This is a genomic window from Pseudonocardia sp. T1-2H, assembly GCF_038039215.1.
Lineage (GTDB): Bacteria > Actinomycetota > Actinomycetes > Mycobacteriales > Pseudonocardiaceae > Pseudonocardia.
The window spans coordinates 1494316-1508607 of record NZ_JBBPCL010000001.1 but is presented as its reverse complement, the minus strand read 5'-3'; the positions used below and the strand labels follow the sequence as shown (position 1 = coordinate 1508607).

General features: G+C 73.6%; 11 protein-coding genes and 1 pseudogene. 4 read left to right on the top strand and 8 right to left on the bottom strand.

Annotated features, from left to right (window positions below; genetic code table 11):
* A complete protein-coding gene (locus tag WBK50_RS07575; protein ID WP_341334902.1) occupies positions 1-735 on the bottom strand; it encodes a succinate dehydrogenase cytochrome b subunit in 735 nt (244 codons plus the stop codon).
* 77 nt (positions 736-812) lie between these two features.
* Here WBK50_RS07575 and WBK50_RS07570 point away from each other — a divergent pair, with 77 nt between their 5' ends.
* Positions 813-1751, top strand: a complete 939-nt coding sequence (locus tag WBK50_RS07570; RefSeq protein WP_341334901.1) for a LysR family transcriptional regulator — start codon at positions 813-815, stop codon at positions 1749-1751.
* 152 nt (positions 1752-1903) lie between these two features.
* Here WBK50_RS07570 and WBK50_RS07565 read toward each other — a convergent pair whose 3' ends face one another.
* From WBK50_RS07565 to WBK50_RS07555, 3 genes are all read right to left on the bottom strand, one after another.
* A complete protein-coding gene (locus WBK50_RS07565) occupies positions 1904-3139 on the bottom strand; it encodes a regulatory protein RecX (RefSeq protein WP_341334900.1) in 1236 nt (411 codons plus the stop codon).
* 2 nt (positions 3140-3141) lie between these two features.
* On the bottom strand, positions 3142-4188 hold the full coding sequence (gene recA / locus WBK50_RS07560) for a recombinase RecA (RefSeq protein WP_341334899.1): 1047 nt from the start codon (positions 4186-4188) through the stop codon (positions 3142-3144).
* Between the two features lie 256 nt (positions 4189-4444).
* The gene (locus WBK50_RS07555; protein WP_341334898.1) at positions 4445-4657 is read right to left on the bottom strand and encodes a DUF3046 domain-containing protein; all 213 of its coding nucleotides are present in this window, start codon (positions 4655-4657) and stop codon (positions 4445-4447) included.
* A 59-nt stretch (positions 4658-4716) separates the two neighbouring features.
* Between WBK50_RS07555 and WBK50_RS07550 the strand changes: the two genes are divergently transcribed.
* Positions 4717-4869, top strand: a complete 153-nt coding sequence (locus tag WBK50_RS07550; RefSeq protein ID WP_341334897.1) for a hypothetical protein — start codon at positions 4717-4719, stop codon at positions 4867-4869.
* A gap of 4 nt (positions 4870-4873) precedes the next feature.
* On the opposite strand, the gene WBK50_RS07545 is transcribed toward WBK50_RS07550, so the two are convergent.
* Entirely contained in the window at positions 4874-5440 is a 567-nt protein-coding gene (locus tag WBK50_RS07545) for a TetR/AcrR family transcriptional regulator (RefSeq protein ID WP_341334896.1), read from the bottom strand.
* A 106-nt stretch (positions 5441-5546) separates the two neighbouring features.
* Between WBK50_RS07545 and WBK50_RS07540 the strand changes: the two genes are divergently transcribed.
* Both WBK50_RS07540 and WBK50_RS07535 read left to right on the top strand, forming a co-directional pair.
* Positions 5547-6425, top strand: a complete 879-nt coding sequence (locus tag WBK50_RS07540) for a DMT family transporter (protein WP_341334895.1) — start codon at positions 5547-5549, stop codon at positions 6423-6425.
* Positions 6413-11195 (top strand): annotated as a pseudogene (locus WBK50_RS07535) (ATP-dependent helicase). Before WBK50_RS07540 ends, WBK50_RS07535 begins: the two are co-directional and overlap by 13 nt.
* A gap of 141 nt (positions 11196-11336) precedes the next feature.
* Here the strand turns inward: WBK50_RS07535 and WBK50_RS07530 are convergent.
* From WBK50_RS07530 to WBK50_RS07520, 3 genes are read right to left on the bottom strand one after another with little or no spacing between them, the layout of a single operon-like run.
* Entirely contained in the window at positions 11337-11960 is a 624-nt protein-coding gene (locus tag WBK50_RS07530) for a TetR/AcrR family transcriptional regulator (protein ID WP_341334894.1), read from the bottom strand.
* Complete coding sequence (locus WBK50_RS07525; protein WP_341334893.1) at positions 11957-13519, bottom strand: class I adenylate-forming enzyme family protein; 1563 nt, start codon at positions 13517-13519, stop codon at positions 11957-11959. Before WBK50_RS07525 ends, WBK50_RS07530 begins: the two co-directional genes overlap by 4 nt.
* Positions 13516-14154 (bottom strand): nitroreductase family protein, encoded by a 639-nt coding sequence (locus tag WBK50_RS07520; protein WP_341334892.1) that lies wholly within the window; start codon positions 14152-14154, stop codon positions 13516-13518. Before WBK50_RS07520 ends, WBK50_RS07525 begins: the two co-directional genes overlap by 4 nt.
* Positions 14155-14292: the final 138 nt, after the last annotated feature.

The following is a 14292-nucleotide window of genomic DNA, read 5'->3' as shown; positions in this document are numbered from 1 at the left end:
TCAGATCCATCCGAACGTGACGGAGATCGGGACGATCAGGAAGCCCAGGACCAGCAGTCCCGAGAACGCGGTGGCGATCGCCTTCAGGATCGGCTCCCGGCGGTTCGACGACCACCCGAAGGTCTGGGTGGCACTCCACAGGCCGTGCCGAAGGTGGAAGAAGATCGCGAGCAGGGCGACGACGTACCAGATCGTCACGTACCAGCGGTCCGGCGCGAAGTCCGCGTGGACGTTGTCCCACACCGCGAGGTGCTCGCCGTTGGGGTTCAGCGTGCCGGTCGTCAGGTCCAGGATGTGGTAGACGATGAAGAGCAGCACGATCACGCCGCCCCAGCGCATGGTGCGGGTCGTGTAGTTGCCCTTCACCTTGTTGCCGGCCGCGTACTTGACCGGACGCGCCTTCTTCGCCCGCAGCGCCAGCAGCGTCGCGGCCCAGATGTGCCCGACCACCGCCAGCGTCAGGACGACCCGGATCACCCAGACGAAGCCCTCGTTGCCCAGGAGGGGCGCCAAGATCGTCCGGATCCAGACCGCGTAGCCGTCGATGTTCTCGGGGCCGAAGAAGATCTGCAGGTTGCCGAGCATGTGCACGACGAGGTAGAGGACCAGCAGCACGCTGCTGGCCGCGATCACGAACTTGAGCAGTACCGCCGGGAGGAGAGGCCGTCTGGCCGCCGGGGGCTTGGGGGTCGACGGCTTGCCGGCCGCACCCTTAGTAGACACCTGTGTCGCCACGTCTCGAAGTGCACTACTCAGACCGGCGGCCGTCCAATGCATCACGACGGCAGGATCGATGCACGTACGCTATACACGTGACACTTCAGCAGCTTGCGTACTTCGTCGCGGTCGCCGACGTGCGCAGCTTCACTCGGGCGGCCGATCTCGTGGGTGTCGCGCAGCCCACACTGAGCAGGCAGTTGAGGTCCCTGGAGGACGATCTGGGCGCACCCCTGGTGAACCGGGGGAAGGCCGTCACGCTCACCCCGGCGGGCGAGGCGGTACTGCCACTCGCCCGCCGGATGCTCGCCGACATGGATGCCGCCCGTATGTCCGTGGCGGAGATCGTCGGACTTCGCAGCGGCCGGGTGCGGGTCGGCGCGACGCCGTCGCTGTGCATCGGCGTCCTTGCGGACGCGCTGCGGCTCTTCCACGAGTGCCATCCGGAGATCCACCTCGAGCTGGCCGAGAACGGCTCGCAGTCCCTCGTGCGCGACCTCGCCCGGGGCGCGATCGACGTGGCGCTGGTGATCGTCCCGCCGTCGGGGATCGACTCCGCGCTGCACACCCTGCCGTTGATGCGCGAACGCCTGTCCGTGGCCTCGCCGCGCTCCGGGAAGCCGCCGTCGAGCCGGGGGTCGATGACCGTCGCGGAGCTGTCCCGGAAGCCGCTGGTGATGGTCCGCCAGGGCTACGACCTCCGCGAGGTCACGTTGAACGCCTATCGGGAGGCGGGCGTGACGCCGAAGTTCGCCGTCGAGGGCGGCGAGATGGACGCGGTACTGCGTCTCGTCGAGGCGGGGACAGGGGTGGCGGTGGTGCCGGACCTGGTGTTCGCGGGCCGGCCCCGGTTGCGGCGGACCGTGCTGACGCCGCCGCTCTACCGGACGGTGGCGCTCGCGCGGCGGGCGGACATCGCGCCGAGCCACGCGACCCAGGCCTTCACGGACACGCTGCTGGGGTTCATCGGGGAGATCGGGGCTACCGGTGGACTGTCGGCGGACGTGCAGGTGCTGCTGCGGCCGGAGGGGTAGGCGGGCGGGCGGCGGTGCACAGCGCCGATGGCGCGGGGCGCGGGATTCGGGCCGCCGAGGGCGCGGCCGAGGGAGCAGTGCGACGCGCGCGATTGACGACGCGCGTGGGGACGGACGGCCGCGTGGGGCTGCGCCGGTCGACCGTGCGCGGTTCAGTCGAGGTCGGCGGGGCCGAGCTCGTCGTCCTCGGCGCCGTGAGCGGCGAGGGCCTCCCGGACCACCCCGTAGACGACGCCGGGCTGGTAGCCCTTGCGCGCGAGCATTCCGATGAGCCGGCGGCCGGCCTTCGCCCGGTCGTCCGGGGAGGCGATGGTCATGGAGCGAAGGCGCTTGTCCACCAGCTGACGGGCGCGGAGTTCCTCGGACTCGGTGTCGACCTCGGCGAGGGCCTCCTCCGCCACCTCCTTCGCGACGCCCTTGCGCTGCAGCTCGACGGCCAGCGCCCGGCGGCCGAGACCCTGTTGCCGATGGCGGGAGCGGACCCACTGCCCGGCGAAGGCCTCGTCGTCGATGAGGCCGACCTCGTCGAACCGTTCGAGGACCCGGTTCGACACCTCGTCCGGGATGTCCTTCTTCCGCAGGGCCTGGGCTAGCTCCTGCCGGGTCCGGGCGCGGTACTCGAGCAGGTTCAGGCAGATCTCCTTGGCCGCGGCCTCGGGATCGGCCTCGGGGCCTTCCGCGGCGGACCCGTCGGAGCGACGCCCGCGTGGGCGTCGAGTTCCGCGGTCCGGCCGCAACCCGGCATCACCGGCGCGGCCGCGGCGAGGTCGCGCGCCCGGCTCCTGACCGACTGCGTCTGCGTCCGGCGCCTGCCCGACGCCGCCGTCGCGGTCTGCTTCGGACGCGGGATCCGTGTCCGGGTCACCGAAGAGGGAACGGCTTCGCGCAACGCCACTTCCCGAGCGGCGTGCACCCCTGCGATCAGGCTCCAGCGGCCCGCCCCGCGGTCCGGAGCGTTCCGCCCGGGTGACCCTGGCGCGCAGGCCGTCCAGGGATGCGACCCGGGCCGGGGGTGCGGGCGGGCCGAGCTCACCGGTCCCCGGGTCACCGATCTGCATGATCGGCACGGCTTCGCGCGGCGCGCCGGCCTCGTCGAACTCCGCGATCCGGTGCTCGCGCCCGGAGCCGCCGGAGCCGAAGTCCTCGAAGTCCATGACCCGCTGCTCGGCCTGCTCACCGGCCGGGCGGGCGGCGAAGGAGCCGAATTCCAGCGTCTCGACCTCGCGGGGGGCCTCCTCGGGATCGAACGACTCGAACCCGAGGACCCGCGGCGGTTCCCGGCGTGCCCGACCCTCGGCGGGCCGGGTCTCGTCCACCGGGCTGATCCCCTCCGGCCGGGACCGGCCCACCTCCGGGCCGTCCGGGGAACCGTCGTGCGAGCGGGACACCGTCAGAAGTCGACCGGGGCGGGCAGGGGCTCGACCTCGGCGTCGGCGTCGAGCACCGCGCCGATCCCGAGCTTCTCCTTGATCCGCTTCTCGACCTCGGCGGCGACGTCCGGGTTCTCCTTCAGGAACTTGCGGGCGTTCTCCTTGCCCTGTCCCATCTGGTCGCCCTCGTACGTGTACCAGGCGCCCGACTTGCGGATGATCCCCTGCTCGACGCCGACGTCGATCAGCGAGCCCTCGCGGCTGATGCCGACGCCGTAGAGCACGTCGAACTCCGCCTGCTTGAACGGCGGGGCCACCTTGTTCTTCACGACCTTGACGCGGGTGCGGCTGCCGACCATGTCGGTGCCGTCCTTCAGCGTCTCGATGCGGCGGATGTCCAGGCGGACCGACGCGTAGAACTTCAGCGCCTTGCCGCCCGTCGTGGTCTCCGGGGACCCGAACATCACGCCGATCTTCTCGCGCAGCTGGTTGATGAAGATCATCGTGGTGCCGGACGTGCTCAGCGCACCGGTGATCTTCCGCAGCGCCTGGCTCATGAGCCGGGCCTGCAGGCCGACGTGGCTGTCGCCCATCTCGCCCTCGATCTCGGCGCGGGGCACGAGGGCCGCCACCGAGTCGATCACGATGATGTCCAGGGCGCCGGAGCGGATCAGCATGTCCGCGATCTCCAGCGCCTGCTCGCCGGTGTCCGGCTGCGAGACCAGCAGGGCGTCCGTGTCGACGCCGAGGGCCTTCGCGTACTCCGGGTCCAGCGCGTGCTCGGCGTCGATGAAGGCGGCGACGCCGCCCGCGGCCTGGGCGCTGGCCACGGCGTGCAGCGCGACCGTGGTCTTACCGCTGGACTCCGGGCCGTAGATCTCCACGACGCGGCCACGCGGGAAACCGCCCACCCCGAGCGCGACGTCCAGCGCGATCGAGCCGGTGGGGATGACGCCGATCGGCGGACGCGTGTCGTCGCCGAGGCGCATCACGGATCCCTTGCCGTGGTTCTTCTCGATCTGGGCGAGGGCGAGCTGGAGCGCCTTCTCGCGGTCTGGAGTGCTCATCTGAGTACCTCGCTCGCTCGGGATGCGGGACTGGGTTGACGGTGTTGACGACTTCCGGGGAGCCACACGAGAACCGTATTGGGTACCCCCGACAATTCCGGTGCCCACGTCCCGGCTGTGGACAACTTCAGCGCCGTGTGGACACCACACTATACGAACACGTGTTCGATGTGGGCACCGACACGCTCGTCGGCTATTCTGCGGCGCCGAGCGGCGCGACCCGTCCGAGCGCGTCCCTTCCGGGCGGACCGGGCCTCTACCTGTCGTCGGCCCCCAGCCGGCGCGCGGACGGGACGTCATAGGCGTCGCAGATCGCCCGCCACACGTTCTTCGGGTCGATGCCCGCCTCGATGGCCTGCTCGGCCGTCCGCCCGCCGAGCTCGGCGAACACGTGGTCACGGGCGAGGGATCCGGCGCGCGCGGCCCCGAACTCGCCCTCCATCAGCTCTCGGAAGTGGCTCAGTCGCACCGGACCGAGGGTAGTCACGTCGAGGTCGCACGGCCCCGGGCGTGGGTACCGTGACTGATATGCCCGATCCACCGACCCTCGATCCCCTGGGCCTCGTCCAGGGAGATCCGACGGGTTTCTCGTCCCCGCTCGGACAGCTCGTCGTCGGCCTGGCCCTCCTGTCGGCCCTCGTCCTGCTGATCCGGTGGTGGGTGCAGAACCGGCGACGGTGACCCGTCACGACCCCAGGAGCCGGGACGCGGCCCGCCGCGCCTCCGCCGGGGCGTCCGACCTGCCGCCGGCCGTCGCCAGGACGGTGGCGCCCTCGTACAGCACGTGCAGCTCGCCGCCGACCCGCTCCGGCTCGGCGAACCCGGCCTCGGCCGCCAGCGACGTGAGGCACTCCCGCATCCACTCCTTCTCCGCGCGGATCACCGGCACGCCGGGATGGTCCGTGCCGCCGATCTCGGCGTAGGCGTTGACGAAGGCGCAGCCGCGATCCTGCTCGCGCAGCCAGGCGTCGAGAGCGTCGAACACCGCGAGCAGCCGCTCCCGGCCGGCGGGAACGGCCTCGAGGTGCCCGCGCAGGAAATCCTGCCAGCGGACGGCGCGGCGCCGCAGGTAGAGCGCGACGAGAGCGTCCTTCGAGCCGAACCGGTCGTACAGCGTCTTCTTGGTGGTACCGGCGACCTCGGCGATCAGTTCCACCCCCACCGCCCGGATCCCGCGCCGGTAGAACAGCTCCGCCGCCGCGGTGGCCAGGCGTTCGCCTGCGGGCGTGAGCGGCTCGAGAACCTCGACCATGGTTCCTCCCTCGACTCCACTGCGAGTATACCGACCGGTGTGGTTATGTCGCTCGCATGAGAAAGGGACGCAGTGACCTCGCCGTCTCGACGGCGTTCGTCGTGCTGTGGAGCTGGGGTTCGTCGGGGCGGACCTCGGTACCCGGTTCACCGGCGCGGACACCCTCCTGGCCTGGCGCTACGCGATCGCGGCGGCCGTGCTGTGGCTGGTCCTGTTCGTCCGTCGGACGCGGATCCCACGGGGCGCGATCGGGCGCCAGGGCCTGCTGGGATCGCTGAGCCAGGTCCTCTACCTCGGCGGCGTCGTCACCGGCGTCGGGCTCGGGGTCCCCGCGGGCACGGCGGCGTTGGTCGCGGCGCTGCAGCCGCTGGTCGTCGCGACGGCGGCGGGGCCCGTCCTCGGCGAGCACACGACCCTCCGGCAGCGGATCGGGCTGGCCGGTGGGCTCGTCGGCGTCGGTCTGGTGGTCGCGGGCGACCTCGGGCCGGGTGACGCGCCGTGGTGGGCCTTCGTGCTTCCCGCCGGCGGGATGCTGGCGTTGTCCGCCGGGACGCTCCTGGAACGGCGACTGCGGCCGTCCGAGAGCCCGCTCGTGGCGATGACCCTGCAGACGAGCACCGCCGCCGTGCTGTTCGGCGCGGTCGCCGTGGCCGCCGGGGACGCGGCACCACCGGCCGACCCGGGCTTCTGGGGCGCGATCGCCTGGGTGGTCGTGCTGTCCTCGTTCGGCGGCTACGGTTCCTACCTGCTCGTCCTGCGCCGGAGCGGCGCGACGCGGGTCAGCACGCTGCTCTACCTCACGCCCCCGACCACGATGGCCTGGACGTTCGTGATGTTCGGCGAGGTCCCGGTGGTGCTGGCCGCGCCCGGTCTCGCACTGTGCGCCCTCGGCGTCTGGCTGGTGCTGGGGACGCCGCGGCGACGGACCGCGGAACCCGCTCCCGGCGCAAACTGTCGTACCCCCGGCGCATCATGGGGCACGTGACGGCGCTCGACGACTTCTCCCCTGCCACCCAGGACTGGTTCCGGGGTGCGTTCGCCGCGCCCACACCCGCCCAGGAGGGGGCCTGGTCCGCGGCGCAGGCGGGGCGGAACGCGCTGGTCGTGGCCCCCACGGGCTCCGGCAAGACGCTCGCCGCGTTCCTCTGGGCGCTGGACCGTCTCGCCGCCGAGCCACCGCCGGAGGACAAGCAGCACCGCTGCCGCGTCCTCTACGTCTCGCCGCTCAAGGCCCTCGCGGTCGACGTGCAGCGCAACCTCCGCTCGCCGCTCACCGGCATCCGGCAGGCGGCGCAGCGCCTCGGCGAGCCGGTCCCGGACATCACCGTCGGCATGCGCACCGGGGACACCCCGGCGGACGAGCGGCGCCGGTTCGCCCGCACCCCGCCTGACGTCCTGGTGACGACGCCGGAGTCGTTGTTCCTGCTCCTCACGTCGGCGGCGCGGGAGTCCCTGCGCGGCGTCCGCACGGTGATCCTCGACGAGGTGCACGCCGTCGCCGGGACCAAGCGCGGCGCGCACCTTGCCGTCTCGCTGGAGCGGCTCGACGAGCTGCTGCCGGACGGCCCCGCCCAGCGGATCGGCCTGTCCGCGACGGTCCGCCCGCTGGACGAGGTGTCCACGTTCCTGTCCGGCGCCCGCCCGGTCGAGGTCGTCCAGCCGAGGACCCCGAAGACCATCGAGGTGCAGGTCCAGGTGCCCGTTCCGGACCTCGCGGCGCTCGACGAGCGGCCCGCGCCGGGCAGTGCGGACGAGGAGGTCGTGGGGTCCGCGGCCGGCACGGCGCAGCGCCCGTCGATCTGGCCGGCGGTCGAACGGCGATTGCTGAACCTGGTGCGGCAGCACCGTTCCACGATCGTCTTCTCGAACTCCCGGCGGCTCGCGGAGCGGCTCACCGCCAAGCTGAACGAGCTGGCCGCCGAGGACGCCGCCGAGGGTGCTGAGCCCGTCGAGCTCGACGCGTTCCCGGCCGAGGCGATCGGGCAGTCCGGCGTGGGCGGCGGGGCACCCCCGACCGTCGCGAAGGCCCACCACGGCTCCATGTCGCGGGAGCAGCGGACGCTGGTCGAGGAGGAGCGAAGTCGGGGCTCCTCCCCTGCGTCGTCGCGACGTCCAGCCTCGAGCTGGGCATCGACATGGGCGCCGTCGATCTCGTGGTGCAGGTCGAGGCGCCGCCGAGCGTGGCCTCCGGGCTGCAGCGGGTCGGCCGCGCGGGGCACCAGGTCGGCGCGGTCTCCAAGGGCGTCGTGTTCCCCAAGTTCCGCGGGGACCTCGTGTCCTGCGCGGTCGTCGCGGAACGGATGACGTCCGGCTCGATCGAGGCGCTGCGGTACCCGCGCAACCCGCTCGACGTCCTGGCCCAGCACATCGTCGCCATGGTCGCGCTGGAGCCCTGGCAGCTGTCGGACCTGGCCGCGGTGATCCGGCGGGCCGCCCCGTTCGCGGCGCTCCCGGACTCCGCCCTGCACTCGGTGCTGGACATGCTCGCCGGGCGCTACCCGTCGGAGGAGTTCGGCGAGCTGCGCGCCCGCATCACCTGGGACCGGGTCACGGACCAGCTGCAGGGGCGTCCCGGTGCGCAACGGCTGGCGGTCACCTCGGGGGGCACGATCCCGGACCGCGGACTCTTCACGGTGATGACGCCCGGCGGTGCGGACGGCGCCGGCTCCCGGGTCGGGGAGCTGGACGAGGAGATGGTCTACGAGTCCCGGGTCGGGGACACCTTCCTGCTGGGGACGTCGAGCTGGCGGGTCGAGGACATCACGCACGACCGGGTGATCGTCACACCGGCGCCGGGGGTGCCGGCGCGGATGCCGTTCTGGAAGGGCGAGTCGATCGGGCGGCCGCTGGAGCTGGGCCGGGCGGTCGGCGCGTTCGTCCGGGAGATGTCCGCGCTCGGCGAGGAGGACGCCCGCGCGCGGGCGACCACCGCCGGCCTCGACGAGTGGGCCACCGACAACCTGCTCGCCTACCTGCACGAACAGCGCGACGCCACGCGCCACGTGCCGAGCGACCGGACGATCCTCGTGGAGCGGTTCCGGGACGAGCTCGGCGACTGGCGCCTCGTCGTGCACTCCCCCTTCGGCGCCCAGGTCAACGGGCCGTGGGCGCTCGCGATCGCGGCCCGGATGCGGGAGCGGCGCGGGGTGGAGGTGCAGGCCGCGAGCGCCGACGACGGGATCGTCCTGCGGTTGCCGGACGCGCTCGACGAGAACGGCGGCGAGGTCGTCCCCACGGCCGAGGACGTGCTGCTGGACCCGGCGGAGGTGGAGCAGATCGTCGTGGCGGAGCTCGGCGGGTCGTCGCTGTTCGCGTCCCGGTTCCGGGAGTGCGCGGCCCGGGCGCTGCTGCTCCCCCGGCGGGACCCGAAACGCCGCAGTCCACTGTGGCAACAGCGGCAGCGTTCGGCGCAGCTGCTGACCGTGGCCGGGAAGTACGAGCAGTTCCCGATCACGCTCGAGGCGATGCGGGAGTGCGTGCAGGACGTCTACGACCTGCCCGGCCTGCGCGAGCTGATGAGCGACGTGGGCGCGCGGAAGGTGAAGGTGGTCGAGATCGCGACGCCGGCGCCGTCGCCGTTCGCCCGGAGCCTGCTGTTCGGCTACGTGGGGATGTTCCTCTACGAGATGGACGCGCCGCTGGCCGAGCGCCGCGCCGCCGCCCTGTCGCTGGATTCCACGCTGCTCGCCGAGCTGCTCGGTTCCGAAGCGATCCGCGAGCTGCTGGATCCCGAGGTGCTCGCCGAGGTCGAGGCGTCCCTGCAGCGCACGGCGGAGGACCGGCACGCCCGCAACGCCGAGGGCGCCGCGGATCTGCTGCGCTTCCTCGGCGCCCTCACCGAGGCCGAGGGGCTGGCGCGCGGCGTGCAGCCCGGCTGGTTCGCCGAGCTGGAGACGGCCCGCCGGGCGCTTCGGGTGCGGATCGCGGGCGAGGAGCGGTTCATCGCGATCGAGGACGCCGGCCGGGTCCGGGACGCGCTCGGTGCGGCCCTGCCCGTCGGGGTGCCGGAGGCGTTCACCGAGCCGGTCCCCGACCCGCTCGGGGATCTCGTGCTCCGCTACGCCCGCACGCACGGTCCGTTCACCCCGGCCGAGTGCGCGGCGCGGTTCGGGCTCGGGGTCGCGGTGGTGTCCGGCGTGCTGGACCGGCTCACCGGCACCGGCCGCCTCGTCCGGGGCGAGCTGCGGCCCCAGGCCGCAGGCGGCGCGGATGGTGCCACCGAGTACTGCGACGCCGAGGTGCTGCGCCGCCTGCGGCGGGCCTCTCTGGCCCGGCTGCGGGCCGAGGTCGAGCCCGTCGAGCAGCGGGCGCTCGGCCGGTTCCTGCCGGCCTGGCAGGGTGTGCAGACCGGCGCCGCGGGCGAGCGGCGTGGCCGGATGCGGCGGGCTCCGGGCGCGGAGGACGTGCTCGGCGTCGTCGAGCAGCTGGCCGGGGCGCCGCTGCCGGCGAGCGCGCTGGAGTCGCTGATCCTGCCTGCCCGGCTGCCGGGCTACACGCCCGCGCTGCTCGACGAGCTGACGGCGGCCGGCGAGGTCACCTGGACCGGGTGCGGTCCGCTGGCCGGCAGCGACGGCTGGCTGGCCGTGGCGCCCACGGACGTCGCGGACCTGCTGCTGCCCGAGCCGGACCCCGAGGTCGCGGGGACGCCGCTGCACCGGGCGGTGCTGGCGGCCCTGGGCCAGCCGGATCTCGAGCAGCCCCCCGTCGGCGGTGGGGCGCTGTTCTTCCGCGAGCTCGCGGACCGGGCGGGGCGGGCGCTCGTCGAGCAGGAGGAGCCCGGGCCCACGGACGACGCCGTGGTCACCGCGATCTGGGACCTGGTCTGGGCGGGACTGCTGAGCAACGACACCCTCGGCCCGCTGCGCGCGCGGCTCGGCGGCGGGGGCGCTCCGGAGGCGGGCCGGCGCATCGGACCCGGCGGACGGCGGGCCGCGGGCGCTACGCGCAGCTCCGGGCCGGGCGCCCGTCGATGCCGAGCCGGAGCGGCCCGCCGTCGGTCGGCGGCCGGTGGGCGCTGGCCGTCGAGCGCGAACCCGATCCGACGCGCCGGGCGCACGCCCGCGCGGAGGCGTTCCTCGAGCGGCACGGCGTGCTCACCCGCGGGGCACTCGGCACCGAGCGGGTCATCGGAGGCTTCGCCGCGGTCTACCGGGTGCTGCGCGCGATGGAGGACTCCGGGCGGGCCCGACGCGGTTACGTCGTCGAGGGGCTCGGGGCGGCGCAGTTCGCGGTGCCGGGCGCGATCGACCGGCTCCGGGCGATGTCCCGGCCGGACGGCGCGCCGGTCGGCCCGGGCGACGGCGAGCGTGGCCGGGCCGACGAAGACGGTTTCGGCGGGCTGCGCCCGGCGGGCGCCGGGCCGGGCGGATCCGCGGGGGGCGCGGGCCTGTCCCGGGTCGTCCTGGCCGCCGCCGATCCTGCCCAGCCCTACGGCGCGGCCCTCGCGTGGCCGGACACCGTCGGGGATTCCAAGCACCGGCCCGGACGCAAGGCCGGGGCGCTGGTCGTGCTGGTCGAGGGGGCTCCGGCGCTCTACGTCGAGCGCGGCGGCCGGTCCCTGCTGTCCTTCACCACCGAACGGGACGAGCTCGCCGCGGCAGCGCAGGCCCTGGCCGGGGCGGTGCACGAGGGCTGGCTCGGTTCCCTGGCGGTCGAGCGGGCGGACGGAGTCGGGTCGCTCGGCTCGGAGCTCGCGGACGTGCTCACCGAGGCGGGCTTCCGGGTCACCCCGAAGGGGCTGCGGTTGCGCGCCTGACCCGGCGCGGCCCGGAGCGGCTTGGTGCGGCGCGGTCGGCCCGTCGGACCGAGCGGCCGGGTCGCCCGAGAGCGGCCCAGCCGGCCCGGCCGCCCGAGTGGCGGTCGGCCGCCCCGGCCGGCCCCGAGCCGCCCGGTCGGCTCAGAGCGGCCCGCTCGCGCCCAGCATCCGTCCCACGATCAGCTCGACATACCCCTCGACGACGTCGGTGAGCTCCAGCTCCCGGCCGTCGACGAACCAGCTGCTGAAGCCGTTGAGCATGTCGCAGAGGCCGAAGGCGGCGAGCTGCGCGTCGGGCACGCCGAACTCCCCCGCCCGCATCCCGGCGGCGACCACGTCCCGCACCCGGCGCTGGTAGTAGCGCCGGTAGTCGTCGATCTCGGCGCGGTGCGGTACCGAGAGCGACGCGAGCTCGTGCAGCGCGACGAGGTGCTCCACCCGCCGCCGGGCGAGGTGGCGCAGGTGGGCGCGCACGAGCGTCGCCAGCCGGTGGGCCGGCGTGCCCGCGGCGTCGAGCAGCGGGAGGTTCTCCTCGTTCGGTTCCCGGGTGACCGTCAGGCAGATCGCGTAGAGGATCTCCTCCTTGGCCGGGAAGTGGTGGTAGAGGCTCGCCCCACGGATCCCGACGGCGTCCGCGATCTGCCGCATCCCGACGCCCGCGTAGCCGTGCTCGGCGAAGATCCGGGCGGAGGCCGTCACGATCTCCGCCCGGCGCAACCGGGTCCGCGCGTCCCGGGAGAGGGGTACGGCGTCGGGCGTGCTCATCCGCCTCTCTTCCGCAGCTCCCGCTTGAGGATCTTCCCCTGCGGGTCCACCGGCAGCTCCGCGACGACGTGCACGGCCTTCGGCGTCTTGTACCCGGCCAGGTGTTCCCGGCAGAACGCGATGATCTCCGCCGGATCGGGGGCGCGTCCCTCCTGCGGGATCACGAACCCGGTGACGGCCTCGGACCAGTACTCGTCCGGCAGCCCGACGACGGCGGCACGCAGCACGTCCGGGTGAGCGTGCAGCACCCGCTCGACCTCCTGCGAAGACACGTTCATCCCACCGGTCTTGATCATGTCCTTGGCCCGGTCGTGGAAGAACAGGTTGCCCGCGGCGTCGATCCGCACCATGTCCCCCGTGTGCACCCAGCCGTCGGCCAGCACCTCCCCGGTCCGCTCGGGGTCGCGGTGGTAGCCGAGCATCACCGACGGCGAGCGGCAGAGCAGCTCGCCGATCTCGGCCTCCCGGCCATCGGCGTCGACGACCTTGATCTCGAGGTGCGTCACCGGGGTGCCGATCCAGGACGGGTCCCGGTCCGGGACGTCGTCGAGCGTGCGGAACCAGCCGACCGAACCGAGCTGGGCGAGCTCGGACTGGCCCCAGTACGTGCCCCACACCGCGTCGGGCGCCGCGGCCGCCCAGGAGGAGACGGCGTGCGGGGCGACCTGGCCGCCGTAGGTCAGGCAGCGGCGGACCGTCCCGACCGAGTCCGTCCCGAACGCCTCCTGCGCGGCCAGGGCCAGGTAGAACGTCGGGGTCTGCGCGATCACGGTGACCCGCTCGCCGGCGATGATCTCCAGCGAACGCGCGGGGTCGGTCGTCGCCGGGAGGACCAGCGTGGCGCCCATCAGGGTCAGTGTGGTCATCGAGCCGAGCCCGGCGATCGTGTGGAACGGCATCACGAACAGCCAGGTGTCGTCGGGCCCGGTCCGCAGGCCCCAGCTCCACGCCGGTGCGGTGGAGATCAGGTAGTTGCGGTGCGGGATCAGCACGCCCTTGGGCGCGGCCTCGGTGCCGGAGGTGTAGACGATCATCGCGACGTCGTGCTCGTGGACGTCCGCCTCCGGCTCGGTGTCCGGAGCCTCGGCCAGCAGCGTGTCGATCTCGGGATAGCCGAGCAGCTGCGTGCCGTCGGGCAGGACGGTGCCGACGAGACCGCGGAAGTCCTCGTCGACCAGCACGACCCGCGGCTCGGCGTGCCCGAGCTGGTGCCCGACCTCCGGGGCGCCGTACATCGGGTTCACCCCGGTGAACGCGGCCCCGAGCTTGAGCACGCCGTAGTACGCGGCGACGACGTCGACCGAGTTCCGGGCCATCGAGGCGACGACGTCACCCCGGCCGACCCCGAGCCCACGCAGGACGTGCGCGAACCGGTTGGCCCGCGCGTCGAGCTGGGCGTAGGTCGTGGCCGTCCGGGTCCCGTCGACAGCGTGGCCCACGACGGCGACGGCGCCGGGCTTCGTCCGGGCGTGCCGGCGCAGCTGGTCGCCGATCGTGGCCCGGCCGAGCGGGGTCCGGTACTGCTCCGCCAGCTCCGACGGGCGGGCGAGGCCGGTCATGTGAAGAGCGGGGTCGCGTACGAGTCGAGGGACACGGTGTCCTCGACGGCGGCCCGGCTGAGCCGGTGCGGGAACCCCTTCGCCGGGTAGCCGATGGCGACGTGGGCCGCGGTGATCACGCCGTCCGGGATGTCCAGGAGCTTCTTGACCTCGGGTTCCGAGTGGCACAGCAGCGTGGTGACGGCCGAGGCGACGCCCTGGTCCCGGAGCGCGAGGCAGAGGTTCTGCATGACCGGGTAGATCGAGGCGCCGCCGACCACGGACAGCCGGCCGAGCTCATGGTCCGTCGGGTGCAGGCCGTCGATCTCCGCGCACACCACGACGATCGCGGGCGCCTCGGCCAGGTGCTCGGCGAAGTGGTCCGCGTCCGCGACGGTCTTCGGAAGTGCGCCGACCGCGACGTCGCCGATGCCGATCCCCGCGAGGTAGGCCTTCCACGGCGGCAGGTACAGGTCCGCGAGCGCCTGCTTACGCGCCGCGTCCCGCACGACGATCCACCGCACCGGCTGCCGGTTGCCGCCCTGCGGACCGAACCGGGCGGCGTCGAAGGCGCGGTGCAGCACGTCGTCCGGGACCGGGTCCGGGCTGAAGTACCGGCAGGTGCCGGTCGTTCGCATCGCCTCGGTCAGCTCCATTGCTGTCTCCCGCTCTCACCTGTCGGTGGTTAGGTTGGCGAGGGAAGCATGCTGTGGCGCCGGACACGCGTCAACCGTCGATCGCGCCGGGCCGATACCCACGGGACCTAACCGCAGTTAGCCTGGGGTCCGGAGAAG